The organism is Saccharopolyspora sp. 6M (assembly GCF_020176775.1).
In the GTDB taxonomy this organism is placed as follows: Bacteria; Actinomycetota; Actinomycetes; order Mycobacteriales; family Pseudonocardiaceae; genus Saccharopolyspora_C; species Saccharopolyspora_C gregorii.
In genome coordinates this window covers 2606-16721 of sequence record NZ_JAIUJZ010000226.1, presented here as the reverse complement: position 1 = coordinate 16721, position 14116 = coordinate 2606, and the positions used below count along the sequence as shown (strand labels likewise).

Sequence of the window (14116 nt, the reverse complement as noted above, 5' to 3'; positions counted from 1 at the left end):
CCCCCCGCGCCCCCCCCGGGGGGGGGGCCCCCGGCGGGGGGGGGCCCCCCCCCCCCCCCCCCCCCGGGGCCCCCCCCCCCCCCCGGTCCGGGGCGGGGGCCTTTCGCATTGCAGGGGGCGGAAACCCGAGGCGGACCGCCGCCTTTTCCCGTCCGCGGCGAAGCCGATGAGCGGCGACCACGCACGCAACGGGACCACCCGCGGGTTCTCAGCGGGCCCCTCGCGAGGACGGCCTGTGGCGGAGAGCCACCTGCGCGCACGAGCCCGCAGCGAGGGGGCCGCTGAGATACCGCCACCCGCCCCGGAAAGCAGGACGAGCGACCACCGAGGATCACCGGTTCCCGGCGGTCCATTCGGCCCAGGGGACCTGCCAGTCGCCGAAGCCGTCCCAGGACCGCAGATTCGGCCCGCCGGAGTTCGTGATCTCCACGACGTCGCCCTTCTTGAGCAGGTCGTAGACCCACTTGGCGTTGGCGTCGCTCATGTTGATGCAGCCGTGGCTGACGTTGCTGCTGCCCTGCTGGGCGACCGACCACGGGGCCGCGTGCAGGAACTCACCGCCGTTGGAGATGCGCACCGCCCACTTCACCTCGGTGCGGTAGCCGCCGTCGTCGACGTCCAGGCCGTAGCTCGACGAGTCCATGATCTTCGTGGCGTGGTGCTCGGTGACCACGTGCACGCCGTTGTTCGACGGCCACGCCGGCTTGCCGAGCGACACCGGCATGGTGCGCCGGGTAGCCCCGTTGACCTCGACGGACATGGTGTGGCTGGAGCCGTCGGCGCGGAGCACGACGGCGTCGCCGATGGTGATGGTGGCGTTGCGGCTCTCCTCGCCCCAGGAGCCGTTGCCGAGGTCCTTGCCGTAGACGTCCGCGTTGATCGTGATCTTCGTGCCGGGCTTCCAGTACTCCTGGGGGCGCCAGTGCACCTCGCGGTCGTCGAACCAGTAGAAGGCGCCTTCCACGGCCGGTTCCGTCTGGATGCGGATGGCTTCTTCGGCCTTGGCCTTGTCCGGGGCGGGCGCGTTCTCGGAGAAGTAGAACGCGAGCGGCTGGCCGACGCCGACGGTCTCCCCGTCGAGCGGGTTCATCGACACGTAGGTCTGGTTCTCGGGATCGACGGTGCTGAACGTGGATTCCTGGACGACCGGGGCGCCTGCCGCGCCCTGCAGGGTGAGCTTCGCCGTGTAGGTCTTGCCGTAGCCGAGCGGCTCGGAGGCGGACCAGCTCGCGCCGTCCGGTGCGACGGTGTTCGCCACCGGCTTGCCGTCCTGGTTCACCAGTTCGGCGGCGGTGATCCGGCCGTCGACGGCGGTGGCCGTGACGGGCGCGGTCGGCGAGATCCGCTGGGCGCCGTTCGCCGGATCGAACCTGGCCGACGCGGGCGGCGGTGGCGGCGGGGCCGGGCTGCTCGCCCCGCCACCCGTGCACGACGCGAGGAGCATCCCCACCAACGCCACGACCACGGCCGGCACCGCACGAGACGACGCCCCCAGAACTCTCCCGACAGAGTTAAGACACAGCTTCATGCGTGACTGTCCGTTCGATCCGATCCCCACATCCGCCTGAGAACAGTGTGCATCAGCCCCCCGACCGTGTGGCCGACGACCAGCCCTGCACGAAGAGTCAACCGCGGATCTTCACCCGGGAGACGGACGACGACCCTCCTCGGTTGCTCGTCCAGCCACATCGGACCCCGCCGACCGGCTGAAACGCCACCGCGCACCCCGAACGGCACCCCCCGATTCACCCCCCGGAACGGGGTGCTAAAGTTTCTTTCGTCGCCAGGGAGACGGCAAGAACGAAAACCTGGTGAACACCAAGCGCCAATAGCTCAACTGGCAGAGCAGCTGACTCTTAATCAGCGGGTTCGGGGTTCGAGTCCCTGTTGGCGCACAGAAACCCCAGGTCACACGGCCTGGGGTTTTTCTTTTGCCCATCAAGCCGGCGGGAATCCCGCGCCTTTCCGCGATCGCGTCCAGCAGGGCGGAAGAATCCGGGGCCGGAGATCCGGCATCGGGGGGTCCCGTCCCCCGCGGGGAACGGGACCGGCCTCGTCGGTACTCCGCGGGTACGCGCCGCGCACCCGGGAACCGCCGCCGATCAGCGGACCGAGCCGACCATCTGCCCGTCCGGAGCGCACTCGGCGCCGCCGACGTCCGGCCGCGACACGACCTCGTCCAAGTGCTTGCTGCAGTTCTCGAACGTCCCGTACTCCCCGAGGACCTCGTTGTGCCAGGCGAGCGCGGTACCCGCGCCCATCAGGGAGGCACCGGCGCCGGTGGCGCAGAGGACCATCGCAGCCATGCTCTTGCGGAACCGCATCAACAACACCTTCTCCACGAGGATCACGTGCGAGCGGCGCTCTGCCGCTCTGCCGCCCGCGACCCTAGGAACCACCCGCGGCCGGTCTCGGGGCTCGTTCGGCCGGACGGGGGATCCCCTCACGGGAGCGCCGCCCCGGAGCTCGCGGTTCAGGGGATGAGCAGGACCCGGCCGAAGGCGCCGCGGCCCTCGATGTGGCGGTGCGCCTCGGCCGCTTCGGCGAGCGGGAACTCGCGGTCGACGACCACGGTCAGCTCGCCCGCGGCGACCCGGGCGATGAGGCGTTCGATCAGCGCGCGGGTGCGGGCGGGGTCGTGCGCCATCTCGCCGCCGAAGTAGACGCCGTTGAGCGAGGCGCTCTTGAACATCAGCGGATCCAGCCGCGGCGGGTTCGGCTCCCGCCCGGCCTGGCCGACCCAGCTGATCCGGCCCCGGTAGGCCAGCGCGGCCACGCTGCTCTCCAAGGTGCGGCCGCCGACCGGATCCACCACCAGGTCGACGCCGCGGCCATCGGTGAGCTCGGCGACCCGGGCTGCGACGTCCTCCTCCCGGTAGTTGATCGCGTGGTGCAGGCCGTGCTCGCCGAGCCGCGCCAGCTTCTCCGCGCTGGAGGCGGTGCCGAGCACCGTGGCGCCCGCCGCCGCGGCCAGCTGCACCGCGGCCAGGCCGACACCACCCGCCGCGGCCTGCACCAGCACCACCTCGCCCGCGCGCAACCGGCCGAACTCGAACAGGCAGTCGTCGGCGGTGCCGAACTCGACGGGGATGCCCGCGGCCAGCCGCGGATCCAGGTCGTCCGGGACCCGGTAGGCGTTGCGCTCCGGCACCGCGGCCAGCTCGGCGTGCGAACCGTGCGGCATGAACGCCACCGCCCGCTGCCCCTCGCGCAGGCCGGTGACGCCCTCGCCGACCGCGGCGACCGTGCCCGCGGCCTGGTAGCCGACGACGTGCGGCGTGGTCTCCGGCGGCGCGGACTGCCGGTGCAGCAGGTCGCCGCCCTGCACGCCGACGGCCTCGATGCGCAGCAGCACCTCCCCCGGACCGATCTCCGGGTCGGGGACGTCCGCGTAGCGCAGCACGTCCGGCCCGCCGTTCTCGTAGTACACCGCTGCTTTCACGACCACCACTCCCGATTCGATCGACGTCCGTTCCCGATCATGCCTCGTCCCGCTCGCGCATCTCCCGCACCGCTTCGCGGGCCTCCGCGCGGGAGGACGCGGTGGGCTTCGCCCCCGGCAGCGGCAGCCCCGCGGACTCCCGGGCGAACCAGGCCGCGACCAGCCCCACCACCCCGGCGGCCATCAGCAGGAACGCGGGCGCGGTGCTGTGGCCGGTGCCGGTGACCAGCGCCTGCGACAGCAGCGGGGTCGTCCCGCCGAACAGGGCCACCGAGATGTTGAACCCGATCGACACGCCGCCGTAGCGGACCTCGGTGGGGAACAGCGCGGGCAGGCTCGACGGCATCGTGGAGCTGAACGCGATGAGCATCAGCCCGATCAGCACCAACCCGGCCACCACCAGCCCCACCGAGCCGCGGCTGATCAGCCAGAACGCCGGCCAGGACAGCACCACCAGCGCCCCCGACCCCGCCGCGATGATCGGCAACCGGCCGATCTTGTCCGAGGCGCGCCCGAGCCGCACCACGAAACCCATGATGATCAGCATGGTGACCAGCACGAACACCAGTGCCGAGGTGTGCGCGTAGTGCAGGTCCGCGGTGATGTAGGTCGGCATGTAGGAGGTGAGCATGTAGTTGACCACGTTGAACACCGCCACCATCGCCACGCACAGCAGCAGCGGCCGCCAGTGGTCGCGGAAGATGGTGCGGTAACCGGCCAGCCGGCCCTCGTCCTCGCCGCCGCTCTCCTGCTGCTGCTGTTGGGCGGGCGTCTCCTCCAGCCGGAACCGCAGGTACAGCCCGATCACGCCGAGCGGCGCCGCCAGCAGGAACGGGATCCGCCAGCCCCAGTTCACCATGTCCTGCTCGCCCAGGGTCGTCAGCAGCGCGGTGACCACGGCGGCACCGAGCGAATACCCCGCCAGGGTGCCGAACTCCAGCCAGCTGGCGAGGAAACCGCGCCGCTTGTCCGGCGAGTACTCGGAGACGAACGTGGTGGCCCCGCCGTACTCGCCGCCGGTGGAGAAGCCCTGCACGACCCGGGCCACCAGCAGCAGGATCGGCGACCAGAGGCCGATGGTGGCGTACGAGGGGATCAGGCCGATGGCGGTGGTGCCCGCCGCCATGGTCATCATCGTGATGGCCAGCACCTTCTTCCGACCGATCCGGTCCCCCAGCGGGCCGAACACGAACCCGCCGAGCGGCCGCACCAGGAACGCGACGGCGAACGTGGCGAAGGTGGCCAGCAGCTGCGCGGTGGCGTTCCCGGCCGGGAAGAACACCTTGCCGGTGATGACCACGAGGTAGCTGAAGACCCCGAAGTCGAACCACTCCATCATGTTGCCGATGCCGGCCGCGGTGACCGCCCGCCGCACGTTGCCGACCTTGACGATGGTGACGAGGTCGTCGAGCCGACGAACCGGCCCGGTGCGACGTCCCGTCCTCGACGATGGCATCCGCTGCGCCTCCTCGGCCTGGTTCCGGGTCCGGGCCAGGGGGTACCCGAGATCGGGTCCGGGCACGCCCGCCGCTCCCCGACCGGGTGCCCGAGCACCGCTGACCAGGCACGTCGCCTGCCGGGATTTTTTCCGGGCCCCCGTTCGTTGATCCCTTCCGACGGATCGGCCTGCGTTTGTGCCTGGGGGTGGTGTGGAGCAGTCCGGACGCACGTTCCCCGCACCTCCGGCAGCGCGCCCGGTCCGGCCGCGCGAAACCGGCCGCGCCCGTTCCCGTCCAGCACACTCGGACGCGGCCTGCGCGGCGCGTTCCGGGAACGACCGCGCGGCACCTCTTCCCGTTCTTGTCGGACACCGACGGAGATCTCCATGTCCCACCACACCACCATCTCGCTGCGGGTGAACGGCGAGGACCGTTCGCTCGCGGTCGACAACCGCACGACGCTGCTCGACGCGCTCCGCGAGGGCCTCGACCTGACGGGCACCAAGAAGGGCTGCGACCAGGGCCAGTGCGGCGCCTGCACCGTGCTGCTCGACGGGCAGCGCGCCGTGTCCTGCCTGCAGCTGGCCGTCGCCGCCGACGGATCCGAGGTCACCACCGTCGAGGGCATCGCCGACGGCGACCGGCTGCACCCGGTGCAGCAGGCGTTCCTCGACTTCGACGGCTACCAGTGCGGCTACTGCACGCCCGGGCAGATCTGCTCGGCGGTCGCCGTCCTCCAGGAGCACGCGGCGGGCTGGCCCAGCGCCGCCACCGAGGACGTGCGGCCCGAGGCCGGCGCCCCCGCCCTGGACGCCGCGGAGATCCGCGAGCGGATGAGCGGCAACCTGTGCCGCTGCGGCGCGCACAACTCCATCGTCCGCGCGGTCGCGCAGGCCGCCACCATGCACGAGGTCGAGAGCACCGTGTCCCGCGGTGGAACGGAGGTCTCGGCGTGAAGGAGTTCGAGTACCGGCGCGCCACCGACGTGCGCACCGCCACCACCCTGCTCGCCGAGAACCCGGACGCGCGGTTCCTCGGCGGCGGCACCAACCTCGTCGACCTGATGAAGGTCGGGGTGGAGACGCCGCCGCAGCTGGTGGACGTGCGCCGGCTGCCGCTGGACGCCATCGAGGTCGCCGCGGACGGCGGGCTGCGCATCGGCGCCACCGCCACCAACAGCGACGTCGCCAACCACCCGGAGGTGCGGCGCCGCTTCCCCGCGCTCGCCCAAGCGGTGCTCGCGGGCGCCTCCGGTCAGCTGCGCAACGTGGCCACCGTCGGCGGGAACCTGCTGCAGCGCACCCGCTGCGGCTACTTCGCCGACGTCACCCAGCCCTGCAACAAGCGGGTGCCGGGCAGCGGGTGCCCGGCCATCGAGGGCGAGCACCACAACCACGCGATCTTCGACTGGTCCGAGCAGTGCGCGGCGACCAGCCCGTCGGACATGGCGGTGCCGCTGGCCGCGTTCGACGCCGTGGTGTCCTACGAGACCGCCGACGGCACCGGCGAACTGTCCTATTCGGACTTCCACCGCCCGGTGGGCGACCGGCCGGACGCGGACGTCGCGCTGCCCGCGGGCGCGCTGATCACCGGGATCACGTTGCCCGGAGCGGAGATCGCGGCCCGCTCCCGGTACCGGAAGGTGCGGGAACGGGCCTCCTACGCGTTCGCGAACGGCTCGATCGCCGCCGCGCTCGACGTGCGCGACGGGGTCGTCTCCGACGTGCGGATCGCGTTCGGCGCGGTCGCCAACCGGCCGTGGCGGGCGCGCGCGGCGGAACGCGCGCTGCTGGGCCGCCCCGCCACCGCCGCCGAGTTCGGGGCCGCCGCCGACGCCGAACTCGCCGCCGCGACACCCCTGCCGGACAACGCCTACAAGGTTCCGCTGGTCCGGAACCTCGTGGTGTCCGTGCTGACCGAGCTCGCCGAGGAGGCCACCCGATGACCACCGTCGACCCGCGGCTGAGCGCCACCGGCACCACCACCGCACCCGCGGACACCGGCACCGCCGGATCCGCGCGCACCCGGCTCGAAGGCCGCGCCAAGGTCACCGGCGAAGCCCGCTACGCGGGCGACCACCCCATCGAGGACCTCGCGCACGGCTCGCTGGTGCTGTCCACGATCGCCCGCGGCCGGATCCGCTCCATCGACGACGCCGCGGTGCTGGACATGCCGGGCGTGCTCACCGTGCTGCACCACGGCAACGCGCCGCGGCTCAACCCGGAAGCGGGGATCTTCGGCCCCGACGCCGGGCTGCAGCTCCTCCAGGACGACCGGGTGCAGTACGTGGGGCACCCGGTGGCGCTGGTGGTGGCGAAGACGCCGGAGCAGGCGCGCGCCGCCGCCGACGCGCTCCAGGTCGCCTACGAGGAGGAACCGCACGACGCCGAGTTCCGCGCCGACCACCCCGCCGAGTACGCGCCGCAGGGTGCGGGCACCGTCGACAAGGGCGACGTGGACGCGGAAGCCGACGCGGCCGCGGCCGTCGTCGAGCACACCTACACCACCCCCGAAGAGCACCACACGGCGATGGAACCGCACGCCTCCATGGCCCGCTGGGAGGACGGCAGGCTGGAGGTCGTCGACGCCAACCAGGGCTCCTACCTGGTCGCGCAGGTCGTGGCGACGCTGTTCGACCTGGACCCGGCGGCGGTGCGGATCCGCTCCGAGCACGTCGGCGGCGGTTTCGGCTCCAAGGCCCTCGGCCCGCAGCTGGTGCTGGCGGTCATGGCCGCGACGCGGCTGCAGCGCCCGGTGCGGGTGGTGCTGACCCGGCCGCAGGTCTTCGCGATCACCTCGTTGCGCTCGGCGACCGAACAGCGGGTGCGGCTGGCCGCGGACGCCGACGGCCGGTTGCGCGCCGTCGACCACGAATCGCGCTCGTTCACCTCCACCGTGAAGGAGTTCGTGGAGCTCGGCACCGAGCTCACCGGCGTGATGTACGCGTCCGAGGCGATCCGCACCCGAACCGGGGTGGTGCCGCTGAACGTGCCCTCGCCCGGCTGGATGCGCGCGCCCGGCGCGGCACCCGGCTCGTTCGCGCTGGAATCGGCGATGGACGAGCTCGCGCAGCGGCTCGACGTCGACCCGGTGGAGCTGCGGCTGCGCAACGAACCGACCGTCGGCCCCGCCTCCGGGAAGCCGTTCAGCAGCCGCAGGCTGGTGGACTGCCTGGAGCAGGGCGCGAGCCGCTTCGGCTGGTGGCAGCGGGATCCGCGGCCCGGGGTGCGCCGGGACGGGCGCTGGCTGCTCGGCACCGGGGTCGCCGCCGGATCGTTCGGCGCCGGGCCGATGCCCTCCACCGCCGCGATCACCGCCGAGGGCGACGGGACCTACGAGGTGCGCATCGCCGCCGCCGACATCGGCACCGGGGCGCGCACCGCGCTCGCCCAGGTCGCCGCGGAGGCGCTGGACGTGCGGCTGGAGGCGGTGCGGATCCTCATCGCCGACAGCGACTTCGGGCCCGCGTTCATCGCGGGCGGCTCGCGCGGCACCGAATCCTGGTCGTTCGCGATCATCGAGGCCGCGCGGGCGCTGCAGAAGAAGCTCGCGGCCGGGGAATCCGCCCCGGTGACCGCGCGCGCCGACACCACCGAACTCATCGGCGCCCGCGAACAGCTCGAACGGCACTCGTTCAGCTCCCAGTTCGCCGAGGTCGCCGTCGACGTCACCAGCGGTGAAGTGCGGGTGCGGCGACTGCTGGGCATGTTCGCCGTCGGGCGGATCATCAACCCGCTCACCGCGCGCAGCCAGTTCGCCGGCGGCATGATCATGGGCTTGTCGATGGCGCTGCACGAAGAGGGCGTGCGGGACTCCAGCGGCCGCCAGGCCAACGCGAACCTCGCCGGGTACCACATCGCCGCGCACGCCGACATCCCCGAGATCGACGTCGACTGGGTCGACGACCCCGACCCGGGCAACCCGTCCGGGGTGAAGGGCATCGGTGAGGTCGGCATCGTCGGCACGGCCGCGGCGATCGCCAACGCCGTGTGGCACGCGACCGGGGTGCGGCACCGGGAGCTGCCGATCAGCTTGGACAGGGTGCTGGAGGCGGCCGGGTAACCGCGTCGGCGGCCCGCTCGCCCCGCAACGGGAAGTCCTCGTCGTCGTCCGGTCTGCGCGGGCGGCGCTGGCCGGTCGGGCGGGTCGCGGACGAGCCGGGCGAGCCGGACCCCGGCGGGCTCGGCGGCGTCGGGCCGGGCCGCTGCTGCGGCTCGTCGTCCTCGGGCGCCGCCCACGTGGCGGACCCCGGTGCCTCGGCCTCCGGCTCGTCCGGTTCCTCCGGGACGCGGTCGCGCAGGTTGTCCAGCATCAGCGACCGGGTCTGGCGATCCTCGTCGCCGAGCTGCTCGGACATCACCTCGCCGACGCGGGAGGCGATGTCGCCCTGCGCCTTGCGGATGGTGCCGAGGATCTGCGCGGACAGCTCATCCAACGGCATCGAGCGGATCTTCTCCGAGAACTCGGTGCCGGTGAGGCCGCCGTCGGCGCGCACCGTCACCTTCACCCGGCCGTCCGGGCCCGTGGCGGTCAACCGGATCTGCTCGGTCTCCTCGCGCACCGCCTCGTAGCGGCGGGCCTTCTCCTCGACGCCCGTCACCCAGTCTTCGATGCGCCGTTCCGGGTCGTCCGGGTCGCTGCCGAGTGCGGCGAAGCCCGCTGGTCCGGACATGTTCTTCCCTCCGATGTGCTGCTCGATGACGTGCGCGCCGCGCGCCCGCGGCGGGGTGGGGCTACGGCATCGTCTCCGGGTCGATCCGCGGGGTGGTGCCGAGCACCTGCTGCGAATGCCCCTGGACGGCCGGAGTCTGCACCTGCCCGCCGTGCGGAGCGTTCATCGCCGTCGGGGCTTGGACCTGCTCGGTCGGGCGGGGCACGGTTCCCCGCTGCTGCTCGGTCATGCCGTCCGACGGAGTTCCCTGCTGCCGCTGGGAAAACCCGGTGGGTGACGTTGCCCTGCTGCTGTTCGGCGGCGCCGCCGGGCAGCGTGCCCTGCTGCTGTCCGGTAGGGCCGGCGCCGCCGGACAGCAGCTGGAACTGCTCGGATCCCTCCGGCACGGTGCCGTGCAACTTCTGGAAGGACTGCGAGTCGTCCTCGTCGTTGGTGTCGTACTCCTCGGCGCTGGTGCGGACGTTCTGCGCGGTGGTCTCGATGCCTTCGCGGGCGGCCTGCAGCGCCGCGATCCCTTCCTGCTCGGTCGGGTTGATGATCGGCGGCAGGAACGAGCACAGCAGCCCGTAGGCCTCGTCGGACATGCTGACCTGTTCAGCGGCCGAGATCGCGGTGTCGATCCGGTCGGTGAGCGCGTCGAGGTGGGCGGCGTGCGCCGTCAGATCCTCGGAGACGACTTCGTAGACCATGCGGAGAGCTCCTCTCCGGATGCGTTGCGCGGCAGGGTGATCATCGGGACACGAGCTCCGCAAAGTCCACAGTGGACAGAACTTCGCCGAGCCGCTGCTCGACGCGGCCCGGCTCGGCGGACATGATGCTCAGCCAGCCCCGCTCGCCGATCAGCAGGTAGCGGCCCTGGGCGGTGCCCAGCCAGCTGATGAGCGTCCGCGCCCGGGCCCCGCCGCGGCGGACGCCGAGCTGCCCACCACCGCGGCGGTTCTCCGCCAGCTCCACCAGCGCGGCCGCGTCCTGTTCGGACACTCCCGCCCGCACCAGCGCGGTGTGCTCGTCGAGATCGCCACCGAACGGGTCGTCACCGGGATCGTCCTCGTCCGCGGCCTTCGCCGGCACCTCCTGGCGCACCGTCAAGGACCGCCCCTTGCCCGGATCGGCGGGTGGCAGCACGCCCGCCACCACCGCGGCCAGCGCGCCCGGCCGGAAACCGCGCAGCGACAACCGGTCCCCGTCCAGCACCGCCAGCACCCCGGACCGGCGGTCCGCGGCGGCCAGCGCCCGGACCGTCCCGCCCACGTGGCCGACGACGCGCACCGAGATCTCGTGGACCGCCGGCAATCGCAGCAGCCCCTCCAGCTCGGCGTCCAGCCGGTCGCCGGTGGCGAGACCGCGCTCGGTCAGCGTGCGGAACGCCTCGGCGGTGCGCGCCGCGCGCTCCCCGCCGGTCGCACCGATGCTCGGCACCCGCAGCGGGTACGGCACCCGGCCCAGGTCGAGCGCCCCGGACACCAGGTCGAACTCGACGGCGGACAGCACGAAGTCCGCTTCGCCCATCACTTTCCCCTCATCAGCACGCGCGTGATCGCGCACCGGCCCGGATAGGCCGGTGCGCCGGACGACGCGGTCAGTCCTTGTCCTTCTTCATCGGCTTGCCACCGCCGATGACCGGCGGCGGCAGGTTCACGCCCTGGGCCTCGACGATCGGCGTGCTCTCCAGGTACTTCGCGCGGCGCTCCTGGTCCTCGCCGCCCTTGCCGCGGTTCGCCTGCCCCGGCGCACCACCGGCCATGCCGCCCGCACCGGCCTGGCCGGTCGCACCCGCCGCGCCGGCCGCACCCGCCGGCTGGCCACCTGCCGTGCCGCCGGTGGGTCCGACGCCGGCCCGGCCGCCCGCACCGGGGCCGGAACCGCCCGAAGCGGCACCTCCCGAGCCCGCGCCACCGGCGCCGACCGCTCCGCCGGAGCCACCGGACGTGCCCGGAACCGACGGGATCGAACCGGACCAGCCACCGCGGGAACCACCCGGACCACCGGAACCGGGGCCACCGCCCGGGTTCTTGGCGAACGGGTTGGGGGGGTGATCGCGGTCGGCGCGTCCGGCCGGACACCGGCCGCGGCGGCTGGTAGGTGCCGCGACCGGTGATGTCCGGCGACGACGGGTTCGGCACCGAGCGGGGCTTCGCGGACTGCGGGGTCGTGCCGCTCGGCTTGACGTGCTTGACCGTCGGCGGGTCGAAGTTCGACTTAGCCGCGGGCGTCCGGCCACCCGGCCCCGAACGCGAGGTCGGCGTCCAGCGCGCGGGAGTGGTGCTCCATCTTCCGCATGACCTGCACGGCCTCGTCGTGCTTGGAGTCCACTTCTTCCGCCTGTTCGGACAGGTCGCTGTAGGCCATCACCATGCCTTGGAGCGCGTTCATCCCGGTTCCGCCCGCGGCCCACCGGTCGGCGATCTCGTGGTTGAACTCGACGTCGACCGGCTCCGGCATGCTGGACTTGGCCTCTTCCATGGCCCGGCCCTGCTCCTCGACGTGCTTGCCGAGGTCACCGGCCGTCGAGCCCGCCTCCGAGGTCCACCCGGCGATCTCGTGGATCGCGCCGCGCGCCGCGGTCGCCGCCTCGCCCTGCCAGCCGTGCTCGGTACCGCGGAGCCGTTCCGCCATGCGCTGCGCGGCCTCGCCCATCTCGGCGCCCAGCCGGGACCACTCGCCGGCGAGTTCGCCGACGCGGCCCGGATCGTTGTCCTGGTGCACCGCGTCGTACAGCTCGCGGTGGCTGTAGGAACTCCAGTTCTGGACGTCCACCAAGGCCCGGTCGTCGTCGGACGACCGCGCGCTCTTCGCCCGCATCACGGCCTGCTGCTGTTCTGCCACTTCCACTTCCCCCTCCGGGGGCGGTTCGCGTGCGCATCGCCACCGGCCTGGTCCTGCGGCCGACCCCCCCCCGCCACTCCGCTGCACGCCCCGGACGCGCAGGCGTCCCACCGAAGCCACGGCGGGGCGCTCGTTCTCGATCGTCGAGCCGGAACGCGGCCCGCTACCCGCGGCCGGTCCGATCTCATCATGAAGATGTCCGCGGTCTTCTCCGTGGCCCCGCTGGACCACCGATCCGAAGGAGCTCCGAATGCGCGATTCAACGAGGGTGCGGGCGGCCGCCCCCGCCCGGGACCGCCCAAGGCCTCCATCCCCGCGACCGGAGTGGAGTGAACGGACCGCCTGTCCGATCTCGTTGGACGAACGGGCCGTTCACCCGGCGCGGTGGAACAGGGCGAGTCCCGCGGCGCGATAATGCGAAACGTTGTCATGTTCACCACGGTCGGCCCACCCGTTCGAGCACTTCCCCGGTCCCCCCGGCGTACGCTGCACATGACAACGGTTTCCGTTTGCGGTCGTCGCCGAACTCGGCCCCAGGCCGCCCACCACCACGGTGCGTTCCCCGAGGAGTGCGTTCATGACCGTCTTCACCCGACGTGCCCGCCGCGGCGGTGCCGCGCTGACCGGGCTCGCCGTAGTCGCGCTGACCGCGGGCGCCTGCGGCGACTCCGGCCAGAGCACCGACGACGGCAAGCTCAAGGTCGTCGCCACCACCAACGTCTGGGCCTCCGTCGCCAGGGCCGTCGGCGGCCAGGACGTCGACGTCGAATCGATCATCGACGACCCCGCGGCCGACCCGCACTCCTACGAGAGCAGCCCGCAGGACGCGGCGAAGCTCAGCGAGGCCGACCTGGTGCTGCTCAACGGCGGCGGCTACGACGAGTTCGCCGAGAAGATCCTCGGCGCCGGCGGCGAGAAGCCGACCGTGCAGGCCTTCGAGGGCGAGCACGAGCACGGCGACCACGCGGCCGAGGAGCACGGGTCCGAACCGGCCGAGGAGCAAGGCGCCGAGCACGCCGGGGAAGCGCACGGCCACGAAGGCCACCACCACGACCACTCGGTGAACGAGCACGTCTGGTACGACCTGCACGTGGTGCGTGAGACCGCCGACCGCGTCGCCGACGAGCTCGGCGAGCTCCAGCCGGAGAAGGCGCAGGCCTTCCGCGACGGCGCCGCCCGCTTCGGCGAGCAGATCGGCGGCCTCGAAGGCCGGGTGCAGCAGATCTCCGCCACCGAGCACGGCAAGAAGGTCATCGTCACCGAACCCGTCGCGCACTACCTCGTCGAGGCGGCCGGGCTCACCGACATCACCCCGCAGTCCTTCGTGAACTCCGTCGAGGACGGCAACGACCCGTCCGCCGCCTCCGTCGCGGAGATCCAGAACGCGGTGAACTCCAAGCAGGCCGCCGCCGTCATCTACAACCCGCAGACCGAATCGCCGGTCACCGAATCCGTCCGCAAGGGCGCGGAGCAGAATCGGACCCCGGTCGTCGAGATGACCGAGACGCTGCCGCAGGACCAGGACTACGTGCGGTGGATGGACGGTCAGATCTCGGCGCTGCAGACCGCGCTGAGCGGCCAGGCCTGACCCGGCGGGGGGGGGGGGGGCGGGGCGGCCCCCGCCCCCCCCCCCCCCCCCCCCCCCCCCCCCCCCGCGGCCCCGGCCCGCCCGGGCCGAACACCGCGCGGCCGCCCCGGCACGGGGCCGGCCATCCCGAGGTCGCCGCTGATCAGCTG

The 14116-nt window shown here is 72.9% G+C and carries 13 protein-coding genes and 1 tRNA gene; 5 read left to right on the top strand and 9 right to left on the bottom strand.

Going from position 1 to position 14116, the window contains the following annotated elements; translation table 11 throughout:
• Positions 1-331 precede the first annotated feature (331 nt).
• Positions 332-1474: an Ig-like domain-containing protein gene (locus LCD31_RS25160; protein WP_308011330.1), complete on the bottom strand. Its 1143-nt coding sequence runs from the start codon at positions 1472-1474 to the stop codon at positions 332-334.
• A 348-nt stretch (positions 1475-1822) separates the two neighbouring features.
• Between LCD31_RS25160 and LCD31_RS25155 the strand changes: the two genes are divergently transcribed.
• Positions 1823-1895, top strand: a tRNA-Lys gene (locus tag LCD31_RS25155).
• Between the two features lie 207 nt (positions 1896-2102).
• Here LCD31_RS25155 and LCD31_RS25150 read toward each other — a convergent pair.
• The 3 genes from LCD31_RS25150 to LCD31_RS25140 form a co-directional block, all read right to left on the bottom strand.
• Positions 2103-2324, bottom strand: a complete 222-nt coding sequence (locus LCD31_RS25150) for a hypothetical protein (protein WP_224961979.1) — start codon at positions 2322-2324, stop codon at positions 2103-2105.
• Between the two features lie 149 nt (positions 2325-2473).
• Positions 2474-3442, bottom strand: a complete 969-nt coding sequence (locus LCD31_RS25145; RefSeq protein WP_224961977.1) for a zinc-binding dehydrogenase — start codon at positions 3440-3442, stop codon at positions 2474-2476.
• 37 nt (positions 3443-3479) lie between these two features.
• The gene (locus LCD31_RS25140; RefSeq protein ID WP_224961976.1) at positions 3480-4898 is read right to left on the bottom strand and encodes an MFS transporter; all 1419 of its coding nucleotides are present in this window, start codon (positions 4896-4898) and stop codon (positions 3480-3482) included.
• Between the two features lie 369 nt (positions 4899-5267).
• Here LCD31_RS25140 and LCD31_RS25135 point away from each other — a divergent pair, with 369 nt between their 5' ends.
• The 3 genes from LCD31_RS25135 to LCD31_RS25125 are packed head-to-tail and all read left to right on the top strand — an operon-like array spanning position 5268 to position 8943.
• Entirely contained in the window at positions 5268-5837 is a 570-nt protein-coding gene (locus LCD31_RS25135) for a (2Fe-2S)-binding protein (RefSeq protein WP_224961974.1), read from the top strand.
• Positions 5834-6826 carry a xanthine dehydrogenase family protein subunit M gene (locus tag LCD31_RS25130; protein WP_224961972.1) on the top strand — a complete coding sequence of 331 codons (993 nt, stop codon included), beginning with the start codon at positions 5834-5836 and terminating at the stop codon, positions 6824-6826. The genes LCD31_RS25135 and LCD31_RS25130 overlap by 4 nt, the downstream gene beginning before the upstream one ends.
• Entirely contained in the window at positions 6823-8943 is a 2121-nt protein-coding gene (locus LCD31_RS25125) for a xanthine dehydrogenase family protein molybdopterin-binding subunit (protein ID WP_224961970.1), read from the top strand. The genes LCD31_RS25130 and LCD31_RS25125 overlap by 4 nt, the downstream gene beginning before the upstream one ends.
• Here the strand turns inward: LCD31_RS25125 and LCD31_RS25120 are convergent.
• From LCD31_RS25120 to LCD31_RS25100, 5 genes are all read right to left on the bottom strand, one after another.
• Positions 8909-9553 carry a YbaB/EbfC family nucleoid-associated protein gene (locus LCD31_RS25120; protein WP_224961967.1) on the bottom strand — a complete coding sequence of 215 codons (645 nt, stop codon included), beginning with the start codon at positions 9551-9553 and terminating at the stop codon, positions 8909-8911. The two genes, LCD31_RS25125 and LCD31_RS25120, sit on opposite strands and share 35 nt — an antisense overlap.
• Positions 9478-10242 carry a type VII secretion target gene (locus LCD31_RS29675; protein WP_308015866.1) on the bottom strand — a complete coding sequence of 255 codons (765 nt, stop codon included), beginning with the start codon at positions 10240-10242 and terminating at the stop codon, positions 9478-9480. Before LCD31_RS29675 ends, LCD31_RS25120 begins: the two co-directional genes overlap by 76 nt.
• 40 nt (positions 10243-10282) lie before the next feature.
• The gene (locus tag LCD31_RS25110; RefSeq protein ID WP_224961965.1) at positions 10283-11062 is read right to left on the bottom strand and encodes an ESX secretion-associated protein EspG; all 780 of its coding nucleotides are present in this window, start codon (positions 11060-11062) and stop codon (positions 10283-10285) included.
• Between the two features lie 70 nt (positions 11063-11132).
• Positions 11133-11297, bottom strand: a complete 165-nt coding sequence (locus LCD31_RS25105) for a hypothetical protein (protein ID WP_224961985.1) — start codon at positions 11295-11297, stop codon at positions 11133-11135.
• Between the two features lie 455 nt (positions 11298-11752).
• Positions 11753-12385 (bottom strand): PPE domain-containing protein, encoded by a 633-nt coding sequence (locus LCD31_RS25100; protein WP_224961963.1) that lies wholly within the window; start codon positions 12383-12385, stop codon positions 11753-11755.
• A gap of 571 nt (positions 12386-12956) precedes the next feature.
• Between LCD31_RS25100 and LCD31_RS25095 the strand changes: the two genes are divergently transcribed.
• The gene (locus tag LCD31_RS25095) at positions 12957-13967 is read left to right on the top strand and encodes a metal ABC transporter solute-binding protein, Zn/Mn family (RefSeq protein WP_224961961.1); all 1011 of its coding nucleotides are present in this window, start codon (positions 12957-12959) and stop codon (positions 13965-13967) included.
• Positions 13968-14116: the final 149 nt, after the last annotated feature.

Excerpts from the sequence above, each read along its gene's own strand:
- LCD31_RS25150 (WP_224961979.1), bottom strand. The coding sequence starts at position 2,324 with ATGCGGTTCCGCAAGAGCATGGCTGCGATGGTCCTCTGCGCCACCGGC.
- LCD31_RS25140 (WP_224961976.1), bottom strand. The coding sequence starts at position 4,898 with ATGCCATCGTCGAGGACGGGACGTCGCACCGGGCCGGTTCGTCGGCTC.
- LCD31_RS25135 (WP_224961974.1), top strand. The coding sequence starts at position 5,268 with ATGTCCCACCACACCACCATCTCGCTGCGGGTGAACGGCGAGGACCGT.
- LCD31_RS25125 (WP_224961970.1), top strand. The coding sequence starts at position 6,823 with ATGACCACCGTCGACCCGCGGCTGAGCGCCACCGGCACCACCACCGCA.
- LCD31_RS25120 (WP_224961967.1), bottom strand. The coding sequence starts at position 9,553 with ATGTCCGGACCAGCGGGCTTCGCCGCACTCGGCAGCGACCCGGACGAC.
- LCD31_RS29675 (WP_308015866.1), bottom strand. The coding sequence starts at position 10,242 with ATGGTCTACGAAGTCGTCTCCGAGGATCTGACGGCGCACGCCGCCCAC.
- LCD31_RS25110 (WP_224961965.1), bottom strand. The coding sequence starts at position 11,062 with ATGGGCGAAGCGGACTTCGTGCTGTCCGCCGTCGAGTTCGACCTGGTG.
- LCD31_RS25105 (WP_224961985.1), bottom strand. The coding sequence starts at position 11,297 with ATGGCCGGTGGTGCGCCGGGGCAGGCGAACCGCGGCAAGGGCGGCGAG.
- LCD31_RS25095 (WP_224961961.1), top strand. The coding sequence starts at position 12,957 with ATGACCGTCTTCACCCGACGTGCCCGCCGCGGCGGTGCCGCGCTGACC.